The organism is Chryseobacterium sediminis (assembly GCF_008386505.1).
In the GTDB taxonomy this organism is placed as follows: Bacteria; Bacteroidota; Bacteroidia; order Flavobacteriales; family Weeksellaceae; genus Chryseobacterium; species Chryseobacterium sediminis.
The window spans coordinates 680624-705637 of sequence record NZ_VUNZ01000002.1 but is presented as its reverse complement, the minus strand read 5'-3'; the positions used below and the strand labels follow the sequence as shown (position 1 = coordinate 705637).

At 36.0% G+C, this 25014-nt stretch carries 19 protein-coding genes; 12 read left to right on the top strand and 7 right to left on the bottom strand.

Going from position 1 to position 25014, the window contains the following annotated elements; genetic code table 11:
* Nucleotides 1-13 precede the first annotated feature (13 nt).
* From FW780_RS15345 to msrA, 6 genes are all read left to right on the top strand, one after another.
* Nucleotides 14-2173, top strand: a complete 2160-nt coding sequence (locus FW780_RS15345; protein WP_149834356.1) for a TonB-dependent siderophore receptor — start codon at nt 14-16, stop codon at nt 2171-2173.
* A gap of 40 nt (nt 2174-2213) precedes the next feature.
* Nucleotides 2214-3413: a PepSY-associated TM helix domain-containing protein gene (locus FW780_RS15340; protein ID WP_149834355.1), complete on the top strand. Its 1200-nt coding sequence runs from the start codon at nt 2214-2216 to the stop codon at nt 3411-3413.
* The gene (locus tag FW780_RS15335) at nt 3413-5527 is read left to right on the top strand and encodes a TonB-dependent receptor (RefSeq protein WP_149834354.1); all 2115 of its coding nucleotides are present in this window, start codon (nt 3413-3415) and stop codon (nt 5525-5527) included. Before FW780_RS15340 ends, FW780_RS15335 begins: the two co-directional genes overlap by 1 nt.
* A gap of 50 nt (nt 5528-5577) precedes the next feature.
* Nucleotides 5578-6789 (top strand): PepSY-associated TM helix domain-containing protein, encoded by a 1212-nt coding sequence (locus FW780_RS15330; RefSeq protein ID WP_149834353.1) that lies wholly within the window; start codon nt 5578-5580, stop codon nt 6787-6789.
* Between the two features lie 79 nt (nt 6790-6868).
* Entirely contained in the window at nt 6869-7837 is a 969-nt protein-coding gene (locus tag FW780_RS15325) for an ROK family protein (protein ID WP_149834352.1), read from the top strand.
* A 720-nt stretch (nt 7838-8557) separates the two neighbouring features.
* Nucleotides 8558-9112, top strand: coding sequence for a peptide-methionine (S)-S-oxide reductase MsrA (gene msrA, locus FW780_RS15320; RefSeq protein ID WP_149834351.1), 555 nt, complete (start codon nt 8558-8560; stop codon nt 9110-9112).
* A 105-nt stretch (nt 9113-9217) separates the two neighbouring features.
* Here msrA and FW780_RS15315 read toward each other — a convergent pair whose 3' ends face one another.
* Both FW780_RS15315 and FW780_RS15310 read right to left on the bottom strand, forming a co-directional pair.
* Nucleotides 9218-10978, bottom strand: coding sequence for a RagB/SusD family nutrient uptake outer membrane protein (locus tag FW780_RS15315; protein ID WP_149834350.1), 1761 nt, complete (start codon nt 10976-10978; stop codon nt 9218-9220).
* 18 nt (nt 10979-10996) lie between these two features.
* Nucleotides 10997-14041 (bottom strand): SusC/RagA family TonB-linked outer membrane protein, encoded by a 3045-nt coding sequence (locus FW780_RS15310; protein ID WP_149834349.1) that lies wholly within the window; start codon nt 14039-14041, stop codon nt 10997-10999.
* Nucleotides 14042-14371: 330 nt separating this feature from the next.
* Between FW780_RS15310 and FW780_RS15305 the strand changes: the two genes are divergently transcribed.
* Complete coding sequence (locus tag FW780_RS15305) at nt 14372-15448, top strand: phosphatidylinositol-specific phospholipase C1-like protein (RefSeq protein WP_149834348.1); 1077 nt, start codon at nt 14372-14374, stop codon at nt 15446-15448.
* A gap of 147 nt (nt 15449-15595) precedes the next feature.
* Here the strand turns inward: FW780_RS15305 and FW780_RS15300 are convergent, their stop codons facing one another.
* Together FW780_RS15300 and FW780_RS15295 are read right to left on the bottom strand one after the other, a co-directional pair.
* A complete protein-coding gene (locus tag FW780_RS15300) occupies nt 15596-17383 on the bottom strand; it encodes a metallophosphoesterase family protein (RefSeq protein WP_149834347.1) in 1788 nt (595 codons plus the stop codon).
* Nucleotides 17384-17458: 75 nt separating this feature from the next.
* Nucleotides 17459-18292, bottom strand: a complete 834-nt coding sequence (locus tag FW780_RS15295) for a hypothetical protein (RefSeq protein WP_149834346.1) — start codon at nt 18290-18292, stop codon at nt 17459-17461.
* A 361-nt stretch (nt 18293-18653) separates the two neighbouring features.
* Between FW780_RS15295 and FW780_RS22445 the strand changes: the two genes are divergently transcribed.
* The 3 genes from FW780_RS22445 to FW780_RS15285 are packed head-to-tail and all read left to right on the top strand — an operon-like array spanning nt 18654 to nt 21249.
* Complete coding sequence (locus FW780_RS22445) at nt 18654-18821, top strand: hypothetical protein (RefSeq protein ID WP_167510725.1); 168 nt, start codon at nt 18654-18656, stop codon at nt 18819-18821.
* A 46-nt stretch (nt 18822-18867) separates the two neighbouring features.
* On the top strand, nt 18868-20571 hold the full coding sequence (locus FW780_RS15290; RefSeq protein WP_149834345.1) for a tetratricopeptide repeat-containing sensor histidine kinase: 1704 nt from the start codon (nt 18868-18870) through the stop codon (nt 20569-20571).
* Nucleotides 20572-20583: 12 nt separating this feature from the next.
* Nucleotides 20584-21249 carry a response regulator gene (locus FW780_RS15285; protein WP_149834344.1) on the top strand — a complete coding sequence of 222 codons (666 nt, stop codon included), beginning with the start codon at nt 20584-20586 and terminating at the stop codon, nt 21247-21249.
* Nucleotides 21250-21384: 135 nt separating this feature from the next.
* Here the strand turns inward: FW780_RS15285 and FW780_RS15280 are convergent, their stop codons facing one another.
* From FW780_RS15280 to FW780_RS15270, 3 genes are all read right to left on the bottom strand, one after another.
* Nucleotides 21385-21834, bottom strand: a complete 450-nt coding sequence (locus FW780_RS15280) for a GNAT family N-acetyltransferase (protein ID WP_149834343.1) — start codon at nt 21832-21834, stop codon at nt 21385-21387.
* Nucleotides 21827-22450 (bottom strand): ribosome biogenesis GTP-binding protein YihA/YsxC, encoded by a 624-nt coding sequence (gene yihA, locus FW780_RS15275; protein ID WP_149834342.1) that lies wholly within the window; start codon nt 22448-22450, stop codon nt 21827-21829. The genes FW780_RS15280 and yihA overlap by 8 nt, the downstream gene beginning before the upstream one ends.
* 68 nt (nt 22451-22518) lie before the next feature.
* Nucleotides 22519-23280 carry an alpha/beta fold hydrolase gene (locus FW780_RS15270; protein WP_047379978.1) on the bottom strand — a complete coding sequence of 254 codons (762 nt, stop codon included), beginning with the start codon at nt 23278-23280 and terminating at the stop codon, nt 22519-22521.
* Nucleotides 23281-23552: 272 nt separating this feature from the next.
* On the opposite strand from FW780_RS15270, the gene mraZ reads away from it, so the two are divergent.
* Nucleotides 23553-24011 carry a division/cell wall cluster transcriptional repressor MraZ gene (mraZ, locus tag FW780_RS15265; protein ID WP_149834341.1) on the top strand — a complete coding sequence of 153 codons (459 nt, stop codon included), beginning with the start codon at nt 23553-23555 and terminating at the stop codon, nt 24009-24011.
* 48 nt (nt 24012-24059) lie between these two features.
* Nucleotides 24060-24953 carry a 16S rRNA (cytosine(1402)-N(4))-methyltransferase RsmH gene (gene rsmH / locus FW780_RS15260; RefSeq protein ID WP_047378000.1) on the top strand — a complete coding sequence of 298 codons (894 nt, stop codon included), beginning with the start codon at nt 24060-24062 and terminating at the stop codon, nt 24951-24953.
* The last annotated feature ends 61 nt before the right edge of the window (nt 24954-25014 follow it).

The window sequence follows — 25014 nt, the reverse complement described above, 5'->3', positions numbered from 1 at the left end:
CCCCTTATAAACAATGAAAAGAATAACAATAGGAGCTGCATTATTAACATCCATGTTAAGTTTTGCACAGGAAAAAAAAGACACCATCAAATCCAACGATATTGAAGAAGTAGTTGTTAGCGGAAGGTATTATCAGAAGTACAAGCTGAATGAGGTTTCGGGTTCACTGAGAATCCAGACACCCATCCTTGAACTTCCACAGAACGTACAGTCTGTGAGTTCTCAGGTTCTGGCTGACCAGATTACATTGAACATGTCTGAAGGAATTGTTCGTAATGTAAGTGGAGCAAGAAAAGTAGAACACTGGGATAATGTCTATTCCAATGTATTCATGAGAGGTGCCAGTATTGCCACTTTTATGAACGGAATGAACGTTTCCTCTACCTGGGGGCCGATTAACCCTGATGCATCTATCATTGACAGAATAGAGTTTGTAAAAGGTCCTGCCGGATTTATGGGTTCTATGGGAGATCCTGCCGGATTTTATAATGTGGTAACTAAAAAACCAACGGGAAAATTTGCCAATAGTGTTCGCTTCACAACAGGAAGTTATAACCTTTTCAGAGGAGAAGCAGATCTTGACGGTGTTCTTGTGAAAGACGGCGTTTTAGATTACCGTCTTAACTTAATGGGAAGCTCCAATAATTCATGGGTGGAAAATGATAAAACAAGCAAAATCATTGTTGCTCCTTCCATTACTTTCAGACCTACAAAGACGACTACGTTTACAGCACAGTATAATTACCAGTACTTAAAATTCAATCAACCCGGAGCTTATCTGATGTCTAATGACGGATATGCTTCATTAAATGTCCATACCAACTTTAATGACCCTAACTTCAAAAAAACGGAAGTAAAGGATCAGAGTTTATTCTTAAGCTTAGATCAGAAACTTTTCAAAGACTGGGTTTGGAGTACACAATATGCCTATATGGACCTGAACTATGACGGAGGTTCTTGGTGGGGAACTTTTGACCCAGCCAATAAAAATGTTTTAAACAGAACATTAAGCAACTGGCAGGCAAAAGGAAAAAATCACATTTTCCAGACGTATGTAAGAGGAAAGCTTAATACAGGAAATATTGTTCATAAAATTATTGCAGGGTTCGATTACGGAGATAGAAAGTATAATGCAGACTTTTCATCTTTTGCAGGTGGCCCATTCCCTATTGACATTTATAATGTTCAGTATGGAGTAGATCCTACAAAACTTCCTTCTTCTGACTTTTATACTTTAAACACATCTGCCCCATTCTATAATGATCAGGGAGTAAAATATACTTCTTATTATGCTCAGGATCAGATTGAAATGTTTGATAACAAATTGAGATTAACATTAGCAGGAAGATATACAAGTGGAAAAACCTATGCTGCTTATCCTAATCTTAGTCCAGGTACTCCTATTGTACCTGATACAGCTGGTGAGTTTACACCAAGAGTAGGAATAAGCTATTCCATTAATGAAAACTTCTCTGCTTATGGTATTTATGATAAAACCTTCGTACCACAATCCGGAACAGGAATTCATCAAACATTAATTACAGATCCTTTCAGAGGTCAGAATATTGAATTCGGATTGAAGAAAGACTGGTTCGGAGGAAGATGGAACTCTACTTTTGCCGTATACGAAATCAGAAGACAAAATATTCTTGTTGCCGGAAATTCAAATGAAAACGGTGGAGTTGCTTTTCAGGTTCCTACCGGAGAGCAAAGAGCAAGAGGTTTTGAAACTGATATCAAAGGAGAGATCATCAAAGGGTTGAACATTATCATCAACTATGCTTATACTGATGCAAAAACCGTTAAAGATACAGACCCTACAAGAATTGGAGTTCAGTCTCCCGGAAATGCAAAAAATGTACAAAATACCTGGGTAAACTATAGGTTTGAAAATGGCCTTATGAAAGGTTTTGGTATTTCTGCTGGGTATCAATATCAGGGAGGAAGACAATCTTGGTATGGAGTAAGTGCTACAAAAGATCAGAGCCTTCCGGATTATTTTGACACCAATTTCGGAGTTTCCTATACTGCTAAAAAATTCGATGTAAATCTAATGTTGAACAATGTTCTTAACAAAAAGCTTTACAGTGGTTACAGAGGTGATGCCGGCGAATATGCATGGATCTACAACGCTCCACGTAACTGGAGATTATCAATAGGATATAAATTTTAAAAATTCAAAGGTTAGCCCCTCACGGGGTTAACTTTTTGCTATGAAAAAGCATCATCATAAAAAGAAGGTTTCTCCAACAAAAAAATGGTCTGCCAAACTCCATCTGTGGTTGGGTTTGTCTGTTGGTATCATTGTATTTATAGTCTCTCTTACGGGGACTTTATATATTTTTAAGGATGAAGTACAAAACAGTCTTCGCAAGGAAGCTATTTATATAAAAAAAGAAGATACCGGAAAGAAGGCATTATCACTTAATCTGCTTCGCGAGAAAGTATCCCTGGAACTTAACGAAAAATACCCGTTAAGCTCTGTAGAAATCCCTTTAGACAAAAGCAAATCCTACCGTTTTCTTTACTATGAAAAAAGTAAAAAAGGCTGGAATTATTTTCAACAGGTTCTCATCAACAAGCAGGCATATGTAAATCAGTACACCGGAGAAATCATTGCAGTGTATGATGAAAAATATGATGTATTTAATATCCTGAAATATATCCATTGGGGACTTCTGCTCAATTCAGAATGGGGACCTTACACCGTGGGAATCCCTACCGTTCTTTTTATTATAATGCTGATTACAGGGATCATCTTATGGTGGCCTAAAAATAAAAATGCAAGAAAAGGACGCTTCTGGTTCAATTGGAAAAATATAAAAAACTGGAAACGTAAAAACTATGATCTTCACAATATATTAGGATTCTATGCATCATTCATTGCCTTAATAATGAGTGTTACAGGAATCTATTTTGCCTATCCGTATGTGAAAAATACTTTTAACCTTGCGATATCAGGTTATTGGGAAGCGCCAAAAGAAAAAGAAATTAAATCTCCGGATTCATTGATGGTAAAAAATGAAGCTGTTTTTGATCTAGCCGCAGCACAGACTGAAAAATTGTATGCAGGCTCATCCAGTTTCAGAATCAATTTAAACGGAAAGAATAAAAAAGGAAAAGAACTGAAGAACCTTCCTGTTACCATCTACGGAAAGGATGGAAGATTCAGCGAAAGAAACCTGCTGACATTCGATAAATACTCAGGAAAGCTGTTGGCCAATAAACCCCATCAAAAACTGAGCAATGCAGAGAAGTATGCCAATGCCAATTATGATGTTCACACAGGATCTTACTTCGGTCTGTTTGGAAAAATTATCTGGTTTATTGCCGGCCTCACGTGTACATCACTCCCTGTAACCGGATTTTTGGTTTGGTGGGGAAAAAGAAAGAAAAAAGGAAAGAAAATATAATGAAAAAAGCGCTTTTATCAGCTGCCTGCTTAGGAACTACTACCGTTTTTGCTCAGGTAAAAGATACTCTACAAACTAAAAATGTAGACGAGGTTGTAATGACTGCCTCCAGAAAAAAGGAAAACATAAAAGAAGTTCCAAGCTCTATCACTGTTGTAGGAGAGAAACAGATTCAGTCTCAGCTTACAGTAAATTCTGATATTACGAGTATTTTACAATATACAGTTCCCAGTTTAGGAACCAACTCCGGACAGACTTCCAATTCGGGACAGACTTTAAGAGGGCGCCAGGTTTTAGTTTTGATTGATGGAATTCCACAGTCTACTCCACTTCGTAACGGAGCAAGAGATCTAAGGACTATAGACCCTTCAGCCATCGAAAGAATCGAGGTAATCAAAGGAGCTTCGTCCATCTATGGAAACGGAGCAGACGGAGGGATCATCAATTATATTACGAAAAGAAGCAAAACAGATAAAAAAATCTCCGGAGTTTCACAGATTGGTTTTACAGGACAGCCTTACGGAGGTACTTTAGGATTAAGAGCCAGCCAGCTTTTAACAGGAAAGATCAACAAATTTGATTATACCCTTTCATTAGCCTACGAAAGAACAGGATATACCAAAGACGGAGACGGTATTCTAATAAGCCCGACTTACAGCATTGCCAAAATGGACAACTACAACGGATTGTTGAAAATAGGCTATGACATCAATGAAAATCAAAGAATTGAAGCTTCTTATATTGGCTATTCTTCAAGATCAGACCTGAATGTAGGATTAAAAACAGGAAAATACGGAATCACTCCTACCATTGGTGAAGGAATAGGAAAAGGATTGGAAACAACACCTCAGGGAACTCCGAAAAACCATAACATCAGAGTAAGTTATGACAACAAGAACCTGTTTGCAGGAACTTCTTTAAATATTAATCTTTATTATCAGGATTTTAAAACCGTTTACGGATACAGCGATACTTTCTTCAACGGCGGACAGTCTAATGTTATTTCCCAGAAAAAAGGAGCAAGAATCAATCTGGATACCCAACTATGGAATTCCCCGAACTCACAGGGAGAAATCATCTATGGAGCTGATATCCTGAATGATCAAACCGTACAAAAACTGGAAGACGGACGTTTCTGGACTCCCAATATGAGTATGACTAATATTGCCCCTTTCGTATTGGCAAAAATTGATCTTTTCAAAAAATTTACCATCAAGGGAGGTCTTCGCTATGAAAATATCAAAGTGAATGTAGATGACTTCAATACGCTTTCTACGCTTAAAAGTGACGGAACATTTACTAAGAGTATTCCTGTAGCTGGCGGAAAATTAAGCTATAATGCATTGGTAGGAAATATTGGTGTACGTTATAATATTGAACCTTATATCAACCTTTTTGGAAGCTTTTCCCAAGCCTACTCTATCAATGAATTAGGAAGAATTTTAAGAACCTCAACTTCTGAAACGATTAAAAACCTGGAAACGAAACCTATCATTGTCAACAATTATGAATTGGGAGCAACAGGACAGCTTTCCAGCTGGCTGAATTATGAACTGACATCTTATGTGAGTACCTCAAAACTAGGGGCATCATTTGTACAGAGCCCAGACAGAGCGCTGATGATCCAGAGATCACCGGAAATTGTATACGGTGTTGAAGGATTTTTACACTTCACCCCTGAAAAGTGGATCCAATTTGGAGGAAGCTACAGTTGGATGGAGGGAATTACCTCAGTAAAAGATGATGGTGATTATTCAGCAAAAATCAATAACAGCAGAATTTCTGCTCCTAAAGTATTGGCTTATGTACAGGCAAAACCTATCCCGGCATTATCAGTTGGTTTAGATATGCTCCACTCTTTCCAACAAAACAGGTTCGAGCCTAATGCTAAAACAGGATTATATGCTTACGGCGAAGGATATGTTCCTGAATATACCGTTTTTAACTTCAAATCAAGTTATGAGGTTAGCAACAACTGGAGGCTTTCATTAGGTATTGAAAACCTATTCAATAAAGTGTATCAGCCTGCTATTTCATGGTGGACTGCAAGAGACAGTGATTTCACCAATGCTCTTGGGCTGAGGGGGACTTTTATGATTGAATATAAATTTTAATTAAACTAAATAAAAAGTAAAACATATCTTTGTTTCACTTTTAACTGCATATGAAGAAAAATCATCATCATAAAAAGAAACCGGGATTCTTTAAAAAATGGTCTGCCAAGCTCCACCTTTGGTTCGGACTGGGAATAGGTTTTCTGATCTTTATTATCTCTATCACCGGAGCATTGTACGTTTTTAAGGATGAGGTTGAAAACATCACCAGAAAAGATGTGATGTACCACCACGAGCAAAATATTGAACAGAAACAGGTACTTCCTATCAGAGTAATGGAAAAGGCTGTAGCAGAACAGGTCAAAGAAAAATATCCTATTCACTGGGTAAATGTTCCTATTGACAAAAAGATGTCCTATATGTTCTTCTGGTATGAACATAATACAAATGCCTGGAATTATTTTGATGAATTTCCCATTTATAAACAAGCATATGTAAACCCATACACGGGAAAAGTACTAAGAGTTTATGATGAAAAGAATGGTTTCTTCAATATCGTAAAGATGATCCACTGGAGCTACCTCCTGAAACAGGATTGGGGAACGTATGTAGTAGGAATTCCGGTAATTATTTTTATCATTATGCTGATCTCCGGGATCATTCTGTGGTGGCCTAAGAACAAAGCAGCAAGAAAACAGCGTTTTGCCTTCAAATGGAAAAATATCAAAAGCTGGAAAAGGAAGAACTATGACCTTCATAATGTACTAGGTTTTTATGCTTCTATTTTCGCTTTAATTTTCTCTATTACAGGACTTTTCTATGCATTTTTTGTCGTTCAGGCGATGATCTATGTCATCTTTTCGGGAGGAGAAACAAAATATCCTGATTTTTCCCACATCAAGACAAAAGCTCCTATTGAGCTGAGAACCGAAGGAACACTGGATAAAATCATCAATACAGTACAGACAAAATATCCTGATTCCTATGGTTTTGCTATAGATTTAGGACATCCCCACATGGATGATCATGAACATCCCAACTTTGAAGTGTATGTGAAACACCTTTCTTATTCTTATCATAAAAGCAGTAGTCTGATCTTTGACGAAAACTCGGGAGAATTGCTGCACACTCATGATCCAAAGGACAAAAACTTTGGAGAAAAGGTAGTGAGTGCTAATTATGATATCCATGTAGGAGCTATTTTAGGTCTTCCTACAAAGATCATTGCCTTTATTGTAAGTTTGATCTGTGCCTCTCTTCCGGTTACCGGATTTATGATCTGGTGGGGCAGAAAAAAGAAAAAACCGTTAAAAACAGCTTAACATATTAAATAAAACCCAGTTAATAATCCATTAATACAATCTTTTTTATAATTTTAGCCCCTAGAATTTAATAATAGAAATGTCATTAATAGATTTATCAAAACAAGTTGCCCTTGGAGTGGACATCGGCGGAACCAATACTAAGTTCGGAATCGTAAACCACCGTGGAGAAGTTCTGGATAAAGGAAACCTGAGAACCGATGCTTATGACAAAGTTGAGGATTTCATAGACGCTTTATATGAACATGTTCGTCCAATGATGGAAAAATATGGTACGGAAGCACATTTTGACGGAATCGGAGTAGGAGCTCCTAATGCAAATTACTATAAAGGAACCATAGAATTAGCTCCCAACCTTCCATGGAAAGGGGTCATTCCTTTTGCTGAGCTTATGACAGCAAAATTTGGACTTCCTTGTACAGTAACCAATGATGCGAATGCAGCAGCGCTGGGAGAAATGCTTTTCGGAGCTGCCAGAGGAATGAAGGATTTTATCATGATTACACTGGGAACAGGAGTAGGAAGCGGAATCATTGCCAACGGAAGTTTAATCTACGGACATGACGGGTTTGCCGGAGAACTGGGACATACGATTGTAAAGCCAGGCGGAAGAAAACACTGGAGTACTGGTTCTGAAGGAAGTCTGGAGGCTTATGCTTCTGCTACAGGTATTACTATTACAGCAAAGAAAATGAGAGCTGAGTTCCCGGAATCTATGCTGAACCAGTATCCTGAAGATGAGGTTAATTCTAAAACAGTATACGAGTGTGCAATGAAAGAAGATCCAATTGCTATTGAAGTCTTCAGATATACAGGTCAGAAACTGGGTGAAGCACTGGCAAATTTTGTGATGTTCTCTTCCCCCGAAGCAATTCTTCTATTTGGAGGAGTGATCAAGGCAGGAGATTTTATTTTAAAGCCGGCTAAACTGCATATGGAAAGGAACCTTCTTCCCATCTTTAGAAATAAGGTAAAACTGGTATTCAGTGAGCTTGACGAAGCAGATGCTGCCATCCTTGGAGCAAGTGCTTTGGTTTGGGAAAAATAACTGAACACCTTTTATTAAATAATATAGAGCATCCTTTTTAGGGTGCTTTTTTTTCCGCAGATTGCACAGATTTTCACAGATGATTGCGCTTTATTTTCCTTGTGTTTATTTGTGAAAGCATTTTGGTGCTATTCGTGTTTAAAATACGAGAATATAGATGCTTCGACTAAGCTCAGCATGACATTGCTAATACTAACCTCTTTAAAATAATTTGCAGAGATAAATGCAAGAAATTACATGCTATTTTCCTTGTGTTATTTGTGAAAAGCATTGGTACTATTCGTGTTTAAAATACGAGAATATAGATGCTTCGATTAAGCTCAGCATGACATTGCTAATACTAACCTCTTTAAAATAATTTGCAGAGATAAATGCAAGAAATTACATGCTATTTTCCTTGTGTTATTTGTGAAAAGCATTGGTACTATTCGTGTTTAAAATACGAGAATATAGATGCTTCGATTAAGCTCAGCATGACATTGCTAATACTAACCTCTTTAAAATAATTTGCAGAGATAAATGCAAGAAATTACATGCTATTTTCTTTGTGTTATTTGTGAAAAGCATTGGTGTTATTCGTGTTTAAAATCATTTGTAACATCTATCATTGTAATTTAAGTTTAAGAGGCTAAAATCATGTTCAAATGGAAAAGTTTTTCCTATTTTTGATCAGTCTTTTCCGAGTCAGGAAAGGATCATAAAACAATATAATTACCAAAAATGGATAACAATAATTTAGAACAGATTACTTTCGGTGGTGGATGTTTCTGGTGTGTGGAAAGTTGTTTCAATATGCTGAAAGGAGTAAAATCTGCTATTTCAGGATATTCCGGAGGGCATAAAGATAACCCTACCTATCAGGAAGTTTGCACCGGTGAAACAGGACATGCAGAAGTAGTACAGATCACTTATGATCCGGCAGTTATTACTTACGAACAATTGATGGATGTATTTTTCTTTCTTCATGATCCAACTCAATTAAACAGACAGGGAAATGATATCGGAACTCAATACCGTTCTGTAATTTATTATAAAGATGCTGCTGAAAAGGCAAAGGCTGAAGAAGCAATCAAAGTATCTCAGGAATCAGGAAGATGGACTGGTATTTACGTAACAGAAGTTACTCAATTCGAGAAATTCTGGCCTGCGGAACAATATCATCAGGGATATTACAATGAGAACCCAACACAGCCTTATTGCAGTGCTGTAGTAGGTCCAAAAATCCAGAAATTCAAAAAGCATTACGGAGAATTGGGAATGTTAAATGAACAATAGCCTTGAGTACAATTTACAAGGAATAAAACCCGATAAAAAATAACAGAAGCGAAGAGGAGTCTCTTCGCTTCGTGTTTACGCAAAAATAATTGTTATATGAAAAAACTAATATCCTGGGTTTTGAGTGAAATCTTTTGAGGCATCAAGAGTAGCCTGAGGAATCGGGAAGATTCTTCTGTAAGGCTGGGTAGCTGCTTTGGCAGTTCCCGGCAAATCAAATTTACCAAACCTGATCATTGCTTTTCTTCTGTACATTTCCCAATACAATTCATATCCTGATTCTTTGAAAAGAGTGTCAGCATCCAGCGAAGTAAGAGCAACTCCCGGAGCATTATTCTTTAAAGCATCATTCGTTCTTGTTGTTCTTAATCTATTAACATCAGCCAACGCACCTGATACATTTCCGTTTCTGAAGAAAGCTTCCGCTCTCATCATATAAATAGTTCCCAATCTGTATAAAGGCACATCCATTCCGCTTGTTCCGTTGTTTCCGTAGCCAGGATCAAATTCAAACTTGAAGTTTCTTACCCCTCTGTTGATCTGTGCCTGTGTAAATACAGCTTCTGAAGGATTGTCAAAATTCAATTCCGGAGTAAAGTCTGCAGCAAGAGTTGTATTTTTCTCGGTGAACAATTTATAGACTTTGATTCTTCCGTCCGAGGTCAGGTCAAAATTACCGTTGGCAAGAATTTTAGGCCCATATTGCTGACCAACCTGTAATCCTCTGTTGAAATGAAACCAAGGTTTCCCTGTACCTTCCACTTTACTTGTTGAGGGTACACTTACATCCGTTCCGTCATTTCTGAACCAAGTTCCGTCTTCATATTGGTAGGTTCTCTGGAAACGCGGATCATCATGATTTCCGTTCCATGAATAATAAAACTCCGGAGTGACACAAGAGGCATTCGTACCTCTGTTATCAGGTGACGGCTTCTGAATTCTTTCCATAGACATATAGGCAAGATCATTGTCTGCATTTCTATTAGAATTCTTTTTCTGAACAATAGTAAAGATCAATTCCTTACTTGTATCATTATTGATATCAAAATTGTGGAAGTAATTGGATTCTAGGCTAAAAAAGCCACCGTTAATTAACATATCAGAGTACTTGATAACCATTTCCATATCATTCCCTCCTCCGCTTAAAGCCTGTTCCTTAAAGTTAAAAGTACCTGCCGTCTTATTCTTTAGAACAGCTCTGTTAAGATACATATCAGCCAATAATGCGTACGCAGCCTGTTTTGTAAACCTTCCTGCATGGGTATTCTGGGTTTTAATATCTGCCAGGTTTGGGATAAGACCTTCCACTTCAGTAATCAATGCATCAATGGTAGATTCTGCCTTTCTGATCTGAATAGGAGCATTTAAATTATCCGGATCTCTGTACGGAGCCTGTCCATACAAATCAATGGTTGTATACGTGTAAAATGCCAGTAATCCTTTTGCTTCTGCCAGAAATAAGGCTTTATTATTGATGTTGCTTTTGTTGATACTTCCTATAGCAAATATAGATTTCGTAATTCCTGAATTCAGCTGATTCCAGGTAGTTTTTACTACGTCATTATTTGCATCCCAGGTAAACTCGTGCATAGCTCTCCATTTTCCTCCATCTCCCCAGTCGCTTCCTCTTGTTGGCAAAATGGCTTCGTCGGTAGAATATTCCTGTAAAGCAAACACACTCCCATGGTCTACAAAAGTTCCGTCACCAAGCTGTCCGTAAGCAGCAGCAAGAGAGGCTTCAGGGTCTGCATTTTCAGTTCCCATTACCTCATCAATCACTTTTTCATCCAGATTGGTACATCCTACTAAAGACATCACAGCAATGGACAAAACGATTTTATTTAGATTTAAAAATTTAGATTTCATGATTTCTTTTAACTTAAATTAAAACTTAATAGTAGCTCCCAGAATGAAAGTTTTTGCAGACGGATAAGTCGTATAATCAATTCCTAAAGACTGATTTCCCTGCACTTGCTTGTTGGTATCAACAAGTGGATCATACCCTGAATAGCTGGTAATGGTAAATAGATTCTGTGCACTTACATACAGATTGATACTTTTCAAAAATTTCAATTGATTCATGTCAAAAGTGTATCCTAATCTTACGTTGCTTAAACGAATAAAGTCTGATTTTTCAAGATATAAAGAAGATAATTGCGGCTGATTGGCAAAGCTCGCTCCTGAATCATAATATTTTTTCAAAACGTTTCTGTCTGAAGCTAAGTTATTGATATTTAAATCCAAAGCAGTATTGTTTACCAGATATCCACCCGTTTGTCCAATAAAGGAAAATGCAAAATCAAACTTCTTGTATTTCATATAAGAATTGATCCCGAAAGTAAAATTAGGAATAGCTCCTTCAAAAATCTTTCTGTCATTCGGATCAATCTTTCCGTCTCCGTTCAGATCTTCATAAATATATTTTCCGTTGGCATCAATTCCTAAGTAATTGTACATATAGAAAGATCCTGCTTCATACCCGTTTCTGTAAATATTGGCAGTAACCCCTGAAAGCCCGGGCCCTGAAACTTCACCGGAATTAATTCCTGAAACCGGAAGATCTTTCACCACATTATTTACCGTAGCTCCGTTGATATCAAGATTCCATGTGAAATTTTCGTTTTTAATAATTTCTGATCCTAAAGAGAATTCAAAACCTTTATTAACGATTTTTCCATCAGCATTCAGCCAGACAAAATCTGTAGGACTTAACGGAGTGGAAGGAATAAATAATATTGGGTTTTTAGTCGTTTTGTTGTAATATTCCAATGAACCGTACAATTTGTTTCTGAACAAGCTGAAATCCAACCCAACATTGGTTTGTGCTACAACCTCCCATTTCAGATTGGGATTGGGTGTTCTTACCACCTGAACTCCATTGATCAGGTTTAAATTATCGTATAAATAATACCCTGCACTTTGTGATAACAGATAACTTGCTTTTGTAATTTTATTGAGAACTTCCTGATTTCCTGTTTCTCCCCAGCTCCCTCTTAGCTTCAATTCATTGATAAATGAAACATCTTTCAGGAAATTTTCCTTTGAAATAGTCCAGCCTGCCGCAACTGACGGGAAATATCCATATTTATTGTTGTCTCCGAAACGTGTGGAGCCATCCGCTCTTAATGAAGCTGTTAAGAAATATTTTTTATCAAAATTATAATTTACTCTCCCGAAGTAAGACTGCAATTCATTTTCCTGAGAAGTTCCCGGCTGTGGAATAAATACATCTCCGGAATATCCAGGATTTATTTCCGGCGAAATCCCGGCTCCCTGATTGACAAAGTTTCTTACACCAAGATAAGTAGCTGTAGCTTTAAACTTCTGATAAGAAAAACCTCCTAATATGCTAAAATTATGTCTGTTTAAACTAAAATCATACGTTAAATAATGCTCCAAAAGGATATTATAAGAATCAAGGTTGGCCTGTGAATAGATTCCTTTCGGGCTTCTGTCTGTAATGTTCGGGAACATTGTTGTGTTTCTTTCGGATAAGCTTCTGTCAACACCTAAATTAAATTTATAATTCAATCCCGGTAAAATTCTTAACGTTGCTTCAGTATTTCCTAATACTCTGAAAGTATTCGTCTTATCCTCATAAACGCTCAATAAATAAAGAGGATTGTAGTGAGCATTCATGTTGAAATTGGTATAATTTCCATTTTGATCGTATACGGAACGTGTAGGATTCGCCATTAAAGCATGGATGATAAGCTGCCCGTCAGATCCTGCATTTCCACCGTTTGGAATTCCCGTTTCTCTGATATCACTGGCGGTAAGGTTTAGCTTCACCTTTAATCTCTTGTTATCAAAGAAAGATTCTTCAGCATTTAAACGAGCTGTAGTTCTTTTAAAGCTGCTGTTCAGTACAATACCGTCCTGATCCATATGAGAAAGGGACGCAAAATAATTCCCTGTTTCTGTAGCTTTTGAGAATGATACAGAATGATTGGATGAAACTGCATTTCTGTAGATTTCGTCCTGCCAGTCTGTATTTCCTCCGTGGTCATAAGATTTATCAATGCCTGCCGCTCTGTACTCATCGGCTGTCATTAAATCTAATTTTTTAATCACCGAAGAAAAACCTAAATACGTATCATACGTAAACATCGGTTCTCCCTTCTTCCCTCTTTTTGTTGTTACCAAAACAACACCATTGGAACCTCTTGCACCATAGATTGCCGCAGCAGAAGCATCTTTTAAAACTGTAATGGATTCAATGTCACTTGTATTCAAAAAGTTAAGCGGATTCTTTGCGGTTGTATTTCCCAGTCCTACATTCGGGCTTTGGGCACTCACCGGATCGTTATTCAAAGGGATACCGTCTACAACGAATAAAGGTGTACTTCCACTTCGGATGGACCCTATTCCTCTGATGGAAACATTCACTCCTGCTCCGGGTTCTCCACTCGACTGAACGATACGGACACCCGCGATTTTTCCCTGCATCAGGTTATCCACAGAAATGTTCATTCCTTCTTTGAAATTTTCTGCTTTTAGCTGGCTTACAGCTCCTGTTAAATCAGATTTTTTCTGGGAACCATACCCTACCAGAGTTACCTCTTCAATAGAAGTTGACCCTTTTTTGGATTCCAGTTTTACAGACACTGAAGTACTGGAGATTTTCACCATCTGTTCCCCATATCCTTCATAAGAAATGGATAAGGTCTGCCCGATGCTGGCCGAAATTGAGAAGTTTCCTGATGCATCAGTAGAAACAGTGTCTCCCGTTTCTACAACAGTCACTTTTGCCCCTTCTATTGCAGAACCATTCTGATCTTTTACAGTTCCGGAAATGGTTTCGTTTGCCTGCGAAAACACAGGATAGTTTGAAGTTAAGCCTTTAGCATCAGCCTGGTGAGCCACCAGAAAAATTAATGCAATCGGGATTAGCTTTTTAAACTTAAAAAAATTAATTTTGTGGTACATATCAATAAGTAAAGTAATTGCAAGACGTTACATTGCTTATCAAAAAGCCGCTGTTGTTCCCGCAACAGTGGTTTTCTTTTCAGGCAACGGTTAGTTTTTATTTCGGCATACAAAGTAAAAGGATCTACCACAAATCTATTTTAACATAATATTATCTTAAAGTCAACAAAATATAAATATCTCAAATTGAGAGAATACAAACAACCTAAATATCAAATATTTATACTCTTCTATTTTTCCAATATTCACAGAATTTTAAAAATTACTTAACATAATATATAAATTATTACAAGTAAAGAGTGACTAATTTCGCATGTAAAATGTATCGAAATGAAAAAGGCTGTTTTTCTTGGCATCTGTTTATTTTCCTTCAACCTGTTTTGGTCACAATCTCAGCAACTCGATGAGCTAAAGATCAATGAAATTCAGGTAATAGGCTCTCACAATTCTTATAAGAAAGCCATTCTTCCTGAGGTTTACAGTTATTTATCCCAAAAAGACACTCAGAATTCTTTACCGAAGATTCAATATGAACACATTCCTATTCCTGAACAGCTGGATCTTGGGCTTAGAAATCTGGAAATTGACGTCTATGCAGACAGCAAAGGAGGAAAATATGCCCATCCGAAAATATTGGATCTGGTAAAGACGACCGAACCTTTTGATCCGGAAGGAAAAATGAAAAAACCGGGTTATAAGATGATTCATATTACAGATATTGATTATCAAACCTGGTATTATACGCTGGAAGACTGCCTGAAGGATTTAAAAAAATGGTCTGACAGACATCCTGATCACGATCCTGTTTTTATAACGCTTGAACCCAAAGATGGAAAAGCGAATCAGTTCGGAACAGAGCCGGAGCATTATACAAGTCAGCTTTTTGATGATCTGGATCACGAACTGAAAAAGTACCTGGGAAAAGAGAAAATTATTACACCTGATGATATCAGAGGTTCTTATAAAACACTGAACGAAGCTGTTTTAAGTAAAAACTGGCCAAAAGTGAAAGATGCAAAGGGAAAATTTCTGTTTGTCTTAGATAATAATGGAGAAAACAGGGACCTGTATGCAAAAGATCATCCTTCTTTGAAAGGAAGAATAATATTCACAAATTCTATCCCGGGAACTCCTGAATCCGCTGTTCTATTTATGAATGAACCGAAGAAAGACGATGTGATGATCAAAGAACTGGTGAAAAAAGGATATATTATCCGTACCAGAGCTGATGCTGATACAATGGAAGCACGCAGTGAAGATTATTCAAGGTTTGAAAAGGCAAAAGAAAGCGGAGCGCAGATCATTACAACAGATTATTACTATCCCAGCAAATTATTCAAGTCCAATTATAAGATAAGTTTTGACAACAATACTTATGAGAGAAGAAATCCTTTAACAGGCAAGTAGTCCTGTTTTGCTGTTAGATTTATAATTGAGGAGGCTGCCTGAATGGGCAGCCTTTCTTTTGTTTAAACACAAATAGTACTAATTCTTTTCACAAATGCCACAACTATCCCATTGAATACAAATGGAGGGTTTATGAAGTATTATAATTTACAGTTTTATTATTTTCTTTTTTTTCAGATCTATTTCAAAATGATCTGCCGGATCTCCGTGAGAAAGCAATGAAAGGATTTTAAAAACTGATTTTATTTGGATTATAAATAAATCGTTTGACTGGTTTTCCTGATATAACTTCTCCAATATCTGATACTGTTTCAGTCTCTCTTCAGGAATGTCTTTTTTTGCCAGCTCATCTGCTGATTGAAATTTATACAGATCCAGCAGCAAGTCATCAAAAGACCACTTTTTAAAGCTTTCAGATCTGATTCCCTGGTCTTTTAACCGGTCTTTATTTTGAATGAACAAGAGGAGGTCTCCTCCATTTAAACTTTTAGTTTTATCAATAAATTCTTTTGGCCAGTCATCAGGAATCATTCTTAAACGTACCAATTCTTTTAAATGGAAAAGCATAAAATCATGATATGATTTGGTATTTAATATATCTTTATTCCAGAGAGTTTTGGTTTTATCGTGTTGTAATGCACTATATTCCTTTTCATATAAGGGAAATAGCTCATCAAAATGCGGAACATCATTTATAACTTCGGTTTTCACTTCCATCCTATTAGGTGATTGGATGGTCAGAATTTTATACGCCGGCAGATAGGCTGCCAGTGAAGGAACCTGAACATTTACCAAAACATTCTCACCAAATTTTCTGATTCCTGTATCATTAATATGCATATGACCTGCAAAATGAATCTGTAATCCTGCTTCAGCAAACAATTTTGCCACTTCTTCCTGCGGAACACGCTCCATCTGCCATTTTTTATCTCCCAACAGATTTTTAATTTCACTGGTTGCTCCATCATTGAAATCTATCATCGGATAATGGGTAAATGCAATCAAAGTTTTATTGCTTTTCCTGGCTTCTTCAGCAAGTTTTTTTACCCATGGTATCAAATGCTGTTTATTGGTCAGTACATTATTATAGCCAATGCTTGCTCCTTTATAATTGGATGTATTTTGAGGACTTTCCTTCAGGTTTTTCGGAATATAAGTATTTCCGTCTATGGCAATCATCCACACATCTTTCACTGGTTCAACAACATAACTTAAATCCGGAACAGAAAAGCTTTTGGCCACTTCATACATTCTTTTGGAATAATCGGCAGACTGCAATCCATTTTTGTAAGAATAATTTTTAAATGAATGATGATCAAAAGGTGTACTCCAGAACAAATCTTCTTTTTTAGGATAGAAACCAAAATCTTTTAATTCATTCAAAATCTCGAGGTATCCAGATTCTGCGATATCTTTTGTGATTACTTTATCTGTTGATTTCCCAATATTTTCTTTACTATAAATCCCCAGCGGGTTTCCATTCTGTCCAAGGAAATCGTCCTTTCCTCCTTCATTGTGAAATGGCCCTACGGGATCGTGATTTCCTGTTGTCAAATAAAAATTAATACCATACTTTTCATGGTATTCTTGTAAAATTCTATGAAGCCCGCGAAGGTTATAAGCCTGCCCGTCATCCGAAAAATCACCGGGCATTGCTACTATTTTAATTCCTTTAGCAACAATATCATCCAAGGCTTTAAGAAAAGCAAAATAGTTCTCATTGAAGATTCTTGTGGAATGCAGTTGAGAATCCATGGTCCTCAGGATCGTGGGTTTTCCTGTTTTAGGATTTATAATTCCTTTAAAATTATGATCTGAGAAACTTCCATACAAATCCTGAAAATGAACATCAGAAAGAAAAGCAATCTGTACGGGTTTCTGTGCTGAAAAAAAAGTACTTATAAAAAGTAAAACGGAAAATATCTGTCTATTCATCTTAAAAATAAGACGAAATTACTGGAATGGATGAGGAATTGTTTTAACTGTATTTTAAATAATTATGAAGGAAATTTATTCTGCAGGCATAATACCAGATTTCTTTCCTGAATATTTTCTAATGATATATTCAGTTGATCTTTTTAGCTCTTTTTTATTCTCCGGATCAATTCCATCCATTGTAAAAAACTCAACTTTACCGTCAACCTTGGAATACCAGGTTTTCCCCAAAGCATTTTCTACCGTAAGAGTATCTTTTCTGGTAATACGTTTAAAATATTTAATCTGTATCATATCCTTCGGGACGATAGTCAGTAAAGGATTTCCGTCCTTACAATCAGTTGGTTTATATTCGTTTTTGTCCCAATACATGCAATTTTTTCCAATGCTAGCTACATTGAAAAAACTTAACGGTGTATTTCTGTTTGAGGATGAGCAATAGTAATTTCCAATCAGAAAACTCCCCAGGATAAACATACCAACAAGACCAAAACTATTTTGTCTGACAAATTCCGGCATTTTAAAATGCTGCTCATTGATGATATTAATATTTATTTTGGACAGCCTTTCAGATATAATTTCTTCATCCTGATCTACACTGATTTTTACCGTAGTCAGATTTTTTTTTTCATCATTTCTGATAAAGGTCCTGGAAAAGTCTGTAAAATCCTTATAGCCAATATACTGACTCATTTTATTCAGTCTTTCCTGCTCAATATTCCTCCTGCTGTTGCCTTCAACAAAGTCTTCATAATATCGTATAAATGTTTTTTCTGAAATTTCATAGAATTTCAGATGATCAATAAAACAAAGATGCAGATAAGAGGCTAAACCACTTTTTGTGGTTTTTTCTGATTCTCTTCTTGCCTGCTCAAATACTTCATTAATTAGTAGTTTTTTCTTGGACATAAACAACGTTTTCGGGCATTACAAAGTAGATGATTTTCAATCATACCGCATTACGGATTTCCGTAATAACTCCACAGTTGTTTATTGTCTATTGATGTCTATGCTTTGTCTAACAGATCTCTCATTTTTTGCTGCAAATTTGCTTTAGAAATCAACAAAAACATTAAAAAACTGATTTCAAAAAAACCAGAGAAAACAGAGATTAAACTCCGGATTGGGAAGCAGATGTTTTGCCTCCGTTTTTAAAGGTTCACTTCCCTAAAAAATTAAGAAGCGCTTCGAGATTTTAACAGTGTACAGCTCATGATAAATACTTCTTGAGAGGAAGAAATACGGTTTCAACTTCGAAAATTTTAAAGGAATGATCCAAATTATATTGATGCTATTAGGTTTAGCATTTTCAGATAATAATGCCAATACACCAACAACAGATCAAAACAGTTATCAACCTGCTACAATGAACCTTTCTCCAGAAAGCGGCAGTGATACAAGTGGTGAAACAGGGCAGATTTTACCTCCAAAAAAATAATTAAATAAAAGGGCAATGAAAATTGTCCTTTTTTTAATACCTTTAGTTGCTATCAATTATAATCATGTATGCCGGTTTTAAATTTTTAGGAATCTTTCTTTTACTCATTAGCTGTAATTTTTCCGAAAACAGGAATCCTCCGGTAAAAGCCCCGTCAGCCGAAGCGGACAAAATGTATAATGAGGCTACAGCTCTATACAATAATGATAATGAAAAGGCATTTACACTTCTTTCAAAAGCCGAAAGCATCTATAAGCTAAAGAATGATTCAGCAAGCATAGCATCCTGCTTAATAACCAAGGCCATTATACTGAATGATATCGGAGATTATCTGAGTAGTAATGAAAGAGCTATTGATGCATTGTCCTTTTTAAAACTTCCTGAAGACTCTGCTTACCTGCCCTCCATTTACAATAACCTTGCAATATCTGAAAAAAACCTCAAGCATTATGCAGAAGCGCTCACCTGGTATCATAAGGCATTGCAGGCAAGTTCAGATAATTATCAGAAAATCAGAATTAACAATAATATTGCAGATACCTATGGAAAACTGAAAAGTTATTCGCAGGGAATCCGGATCTATCAATCTCTTCTAAAGGATAAAGAGTTACTACAGCATGATATAGATTATGCAAGAATTTTAGATAATTACAATTATATCAGCTGGCTTGAAAACAATAATTATAAGGCAGAAGAAGGTTTATTATCGGCTTTCTTTCTGAGACAAAAAATCAATGACAAATCCGGGCTTATATCCAGTCATTCTCATCTTGCTGAATATTATCTAACCTTTGATAAGACTAAAGCTTTGCATCATATCAATGAAAAATATCGTTTAGCAAAAGTAATCAAAAACCCTAATGACAGATTAGAGGCGCTGGAATTTCTGGTAAAAAATGATAAAGGAATTCATTTAAAGAATTATTTCACAGAATATCAGTATCTAAATGACAGCATCCAGTTATCCAGAGATAAAGCAAAAAACAGATTTGCACTGATAGAGTTTGATGTAGAAAAAAAGAATGCAGAAAATCAACAGCTTAAAGTTATTACCGTCCAGAAGCAAAACAGAATTTTAAAGCAGAATGTTATTTTAGGAATTCTCTCCTTAAGCCTTGTCGGGGCCTCAATATTATACAAGAGAAGAAAAAAAAGGCTGAAACAGGAAAACGAATTAAGAATAAAAGAAAATCAGCTTCATCTTTCCAAAAAAGTACATGATGTGGTAGCCAATGGTATTTATCAGGTGATGACAAAGATCGAAAATCAGGAAGATTTTGATAAAGAAAAAGTACTTGATGACCTGGAGTTTGTCTACGAAAAGTCCAGAGATATTTCTTATGAGAAAACAGCCTCTGAAAATAAGCAGGAATTTAGTAAAAGGGTATCAACTCTTATTGCTTCTTTTAATAATGAAAATGTAAAAACTTACCTGGCCGGAAATGATGAAAGTATTTGGAAAACGCTGAAAGAATTTACCCGGGAAGAAATTTATCAGGTCATGCGGGAACTTTTGATAAATATGAAAAAACACAGCCATGCCACCCATGTTGCTTTCAAATTTGAAAGAAAAAATAACAGGATACAAATTCAGTATACAGACAATGGCATCGGTATTTCAGAGGGAATTACTTACAAAAATGGTTTGACAAATACGGATTCCCGTATTGAAGCTATCCATGGAGAAATTATTTTTGACACTGAAACCGAAAAAGGGTTGAAAATTTATATTTCATTTCCTGCTTCTTAAAAAAGAAAAAGAATGTTCAAAAAAATTTTAATAGCTGAAGATCACGAAAGCAGCAGTATTTCTGTACAGAAAACATTAGAAGACCTTACTATTTCCACCACAGATTATGTTTATTATTGTGATGATGCATTAGCTAAAATTCAAAAATCCATTCGTGAAAATGATCTTTATGATTTGTTAATTACAGATCTTTCTTTTGAAGAAGACCACAACATACAAAATATTAAAGACGGAAAAGAGCTGATAAAAACCATTAAAGAGCTACAGCCATCTTTGAAAATAATTGTTTTTTCAGCAGAGCATAGATCCGGAGTTATCGATAGCCTTTTCAACGAATATGGAATCAATGGTTTTGTTCGTAAAGCCCGAAATGATTCTAAAGAACTTAAAAAAGCAATTGCTTCAACCTATGTGAATGAAAATTATCTTTCTCTTGACCTTAAACAGGAAGTAAAGAAACTCAACAATTATGAGTTTTCTACCTATGACATTACTTTGGTATCTCTCTTATCTCAGGGAGTTTTACAGAAAAACATTCCTGTTTATCTTCAAAACAACGATATTAAGCCCAACAGCTTAAGCAGTGTAGAGAAAAAACTGAACAGCATGAAGGAAGATCTTCAGATCACAAGCAATGAACAACTTGTCGCTTTTTGTAAAGATTTGGGGATTATTTAACCTATTACGGTTTTCCGTAAGGATATTTTTCTTAATTAAATTACTTTTGAAGTAAGAAATGATGAAAAAAACTAATAACTCCCAATATAATTTTATACAGTTCGAAAAAAGGTATCTCGTTTGAGATACCTTTTTTTATTTTCTTATCATTTCCGTATGCGGAATATCATCTTCCAGATACTTTTTGCCCGTATCTTCAAATCCGAATCCACTGTAAAATCTTAACAGATAATCCTGTGCAGATATTTTGATTTTAGAAGTATGAAAACGGTTTTCTATTGTTTCTACGGCATATTGTATCAACTGTTTTCCCAAACTTTTCCCTCTTGCCTGCTCTGTTGTCAGAACTCTTCCGAAGGACGTTTCATCATATTTTATTCCTTTATCAAATACACGGCAGTATGCCAGCACCTGTCCATCTTCTTCTGCCCAGATATGAACTGCTTTCTGATCATAATTATCAAGATCAGGATAAGGGCAGTTCTGTTCAATAACAAAAACGTCTATACGTGCTTTCAGTACCGAATACAATTCAGGAACGGTGAACTCATCAAACGTTTTTATTTTCCAAACAATATTACTCATCGAAACTTATATTATTATTCGTTAAAAATTCATTAGTTTTCTGGATAAAATTAAGAATGTTGTCACCACCCTCTTTCTTTTCTGCTGAGGTAACGTAAAGTTCAGGAAGATCCTCCCAGGTCTTATGAAGCTCAGCTTTATAATCTTCAACGTTTTTAATAGCAACATTGGGTTTTAATTTATCAGCCTTGGTAAATACAATTGAAAAAGGGATCCCACTCTCTCCACACCATTGGATAAATTCTAAATCAATTTTCTGTGGAGTATGTCTTATATCCACTAAAACAAAAAGATTGACAAGATTTCTTCTGTTCAGAATATAATTCGTGATTAGCTTTTCAAAATCCTTTCGCTGAACCTTTGAAACCTTTGCATAGCCATAGCCCGGTAAATCGGTAAGGTACCAGTTTTCATTCACTAAAAAATGATTGATCAGCTGGGTTTTTCCTGGAGTCTGTGATGTCTTAGCCAGGTCTTTATGATTCATCATTGCGTTGATCAATGATGACTTTCCTACGTTTGATCTTCCGATAAAAGCATATTCAGGAATATTGGGTTCAGGGCATTCCTGCCATTTTCCGCTGCTCTTTACAAACTCTGCTGTCTTGATAATCATTGTTGAATGTATTTTAGAAAAATAAACCATTAAGAAAAGCTCTTAATGGTCATTTTATGATGTATTTATTAAACTTTATCTTTTATCCAGTTATACAGGATTTCATTGAACTCATCCGGTTTTTCCATCATGGCTGCATGGCCGCAATGGTCTATCCAAAATAAATCCGAATTAGGAATAAATTTGTGCATGTCTTCTGCCACTTCCGGAGGAGTTACATTATCCTGTTTTCCCCAGATAAGACACGTAGGTGTCACAATCTTCGGAAGGTCATTCAGCATATTGTGTTTGATGGCACTTCTTGCCAGCATTACTGTTTTTATTCCTTTCATTCTGTCATTCACCACCGCGAAAACTTCATCTACAAGATCCTCTGTCGCAATCTTTGGATCATAGAAAACTTCTTCCGTTTTCTTTCTGATATAAGATCGGTCATTTTTCCTTGGAAAACTGTCCCCGAAAGTTCTTTCATATAATCCGGAACTTCCCGTAAGCACAAGATTTTTTACCAAATCTGGTCTTGCTAAAGTTAAGATAAGCCCTACATGCCCTCCCATTGAGTTTCCCATAATGGTTACCGGACCTGAAATATGACTTTCTATAAACTTGATAATATATTTTGCGATAGTGGTAAGATTCGTATTGAGTACCGGCAGATCATAGATCGGCAGCTGAGGAACATATACTTTGAAGCCTCTTTCCGAAAAAAAATCTACCATTTTATCGAAATTACTCAAACCACCCATTAACCCGTGCAACAGCACTAATGGATGTCCTTCTCCCGCTTCTACATAGGAATATTTCTTTTCTTTTTTTGTACTAAATATCATAAAACGCCTTAATAAAGCCCTGCAAAAATACAAATTAAACCTCAAAAAAATTTTGATTATCCTAATTTAAGATAAAAATAATATAATATTCTCCTTTTTAACTTTTTTTTTCAAACACGCTTTATTATGGCCTAAATAACACTATTTACAACTGGCTTCATATCAGTATTTTACATTATCGAAATTCAATCTCTAATAAAACTTATTAACATTGAGTCAAAAAGTGGGAAAAAGTGGGAAATTTTGGAAATTATTATATAAATTTGTCCCAAATGAAAAATTTCATTGGGACATATGAGTGCAAAATTGACGACAAAGGCCGCTTAAAAGTTCCTTCATCTTTAATTAAACAGATGGAAAACTTCGAAGACAAGGCATTTGTAGTCAAAAGATCTGTGTTCCAACCCTGTCTGGAAGTCTATCCTATGAATGCATGGGACAAACTGATGGGCAAAATTAATAAACTGAACAGATTCATAAAAAAGAATGCTGATTTCATACGAATGTTTACGGCAGGAGTAAAGACAGTAGAATTGGATAATGCGGGAAGATTACAGATCTCTAAAGACCTGACGAATTTCGCAAATCTTCAAAAAGATATTGTGATTACCAGCGCGGGAGAGCTATTTGAAATTTGGGATAAAGAAGCCTATGAAAAGGTAATTGCCACCAATGAAACTGATTTTGCAAGTCTTGCAGAAGATGTGATGGGCTCTTTCGATGAAGAATAACTGTAGGTTATTAATTGATTATATATTAAATAAAAAACACAATTAAGCATGTATCATAACCCCGTTTTGTTGAAGCAGAGTGTTGATGATTTGGTGACGAATCCTGACGGAATATATGTGGACTGCACCTTTGGAGGCGGAGGCCACTCCAGGGAGATTTTGAGCAGACTTTCTGATAAAGGAAGATTGTTCAGTTTTGACCAGGATCTGGATGCACTTAAAAATACAATTGATGATCCTAGATTTACATTAGTTAATCAGAATTTCAGATTTCTGGAAAACTCATTACTGATGTACGGAGTTCCTCAGGTAGATGGTGTTTTGGCTGACCTGGGTGTTTCTTCACACCAGTTTGATGAAGCAGACAGAGGTTTCTCTACAAGAAGCAATGCTCCTTTGGACATGAGGATGAATGTAATGCAGAACCTTGATGCCAAAAGAGTGATCAATGAATATGAAGAAAGTGAACTTGCAGATCTTTTCTATCACTATGGAGAATTAAGAGAAGCAAGAAAACTGGCAAGAGAAATTGTTCACCACAGAAAAACAAAAAGCATAGATACTACTGAGGATTTGAAAAAGCTTTTCAGCTACATTCCGCCTCATAAGGTAAATAAATTCTATGCCCAGCTTTTTCAGGCAATAAGAATTGAAGTTAACCAGGAACTTGAAGTATTAAAGGAAATGCTAGTTCAGGCTTATAATGTGTTGAAACCGGAAGGAAGGCTGGTCGTTATTTCTTACCACTCTTTAGAAGACCGTTTGGTAAAAAGATTCCTGAAAAATGGAATGTTTGAAGGAGAACCGGCAAGAGATATCTACGGAAATTATAAAAAGGCATTTGAATTGATAAAGAGTAAAGCAATCATTCCTGATGATCAGGAGATCGAAGAAAACTCAAGAGCAAGAAGTGCCAAAATGAGAACAGGAATAAAAGTATAAATGATAAATCATAAGTGATAAGCGATATCAATTATCCTTTATCATTAATCAATTATAAACA

Excerpts from the sequence above, each read along its gene's own strand:
- FW780_RS15285 (WP_149834344.1), top strand. The coding sequence starts at position 20,584 with ATGTTCAAAAAAATTTTAATAGCTGAAGATCACGAAAGCAGCAGTATT.
- FW780_RS15330 (WP_149834353.1), top strand. The coding sequence starts at position 5,578 with ATGAAGAAAAATCATCATCATAAAAAGAAACCGGGATTCTTTAAAAAA.
- FW780_RS15300 (WP_149834347.1), bottom strand. The coding sequence starts at position 17,383 with ATGAATAGACAGATATTTTCCGTTTTACTTTTTATAAGTACTTTTTTT.
- mraZ (WP_149834341.1), top strand. The coding sequence starts at position 23,553 with ATGAAAAATTTCATTGGGACATATGAGTGCAAAATTGACGACAAAGGC.
- FW780_RS15295 (WP_149834346.1), bottom strand. The coding sequence starts at position 18,292 with ATGTCCAAGAAAAAACTACTAATTAATGAAGTATTTGAGCAGGCAAGA.
- FW780_RS15345 (WP_149834356.1), top strand. The coding sequence starts at position 14 with ATGAAAAGAATAACAATAGGAGCTGCATTATTAACATCCATGTTAAGT.
- msrA (WP_149834351.1), top strand. The coding sequence starts at position 8,558 with ATGGATAACAATAATTTAGAACAGATTACTTTCGGTGGTGGATGTTTC.
- FW780_RS15335 (WP_149834354.1), top strand. The coding sequence starts at position 3,413 with ATGAAAAAAGCGCTTTTATCAGCTGCCTGCTTAGGAACTACTACCGTT.
- rsmH (WP_047378000.1), top strand. The coding sequence starts at position 24,060 with ATGTATCATAACCCCGTTTTGTTGAAGCAGAGTGTTGATGATTTGGTG.
- FW780_RS15315 (WP_149834350.1), bottom strand. The coding sequence starts at position 10,978 with ATGAAATCTAAATTTTTAAATCTAAATAAAATCGTTTTGTCCATTGCT.
- FW780_RS15340 (WP_149834355.1), top strand. The coding sequence starts at position 2,214 with ATGAAAAAGCATCATCATAAAAAGAAGGTTTCTCCAACAAAAAAATGG.
- FW780_RS15305 (WP_149834348.1), top strand. The coding sequence starts at position 14,372 with ATGAAAAAGGCTGTTTTTCTTGGCATCTGTTTATTTTCCTTCAACCTG.
- yihA (WP_149834342.1), bottom strand. The coding sequence starts at position 22,450 with ATGATTATCAAGACAGCAGAGTTTGTAAAGAGCAGCGGAAAATGGCAG.
- FW780_RS22445 (WP_167510725.1), top strand. The coding sequence starts at position 18,654 with ATGATCCAAATTATATTGATGCTATTAGGTTTAGCATTTTCAGATAAT.
- FW780_RS15325 (WP_149834352.1), top strand. The coding sequence starts at position 6,869 with ATGTCATTAATAGATTTATCAAAACAAGTTGCCCTTGGAGTGGACATC.
- FW780_RS15280 (WP_149834343.1), bottom strand. The coding sequence starts at position 21,834 with ATGAGTAATATTGTTTGGAAAATAAAAACGTTTGATGAGTTCACCGTT.
- FW780_RS15270 (WP_047379978.1), bottom strand. The coding sequence starts at position 23,280 with ATGATATTTAGTACAAAAAAAGAAAAGAAATATTCCTATGTAGAAGCG.
- FW780_RS15310 (WP_149834349.1), bottom strand. The coding sequence starts at position 14,041 with ATGTACCACAAAATTAATTTTTTTAAGTTTAAAAAGCTAATCCCGATT.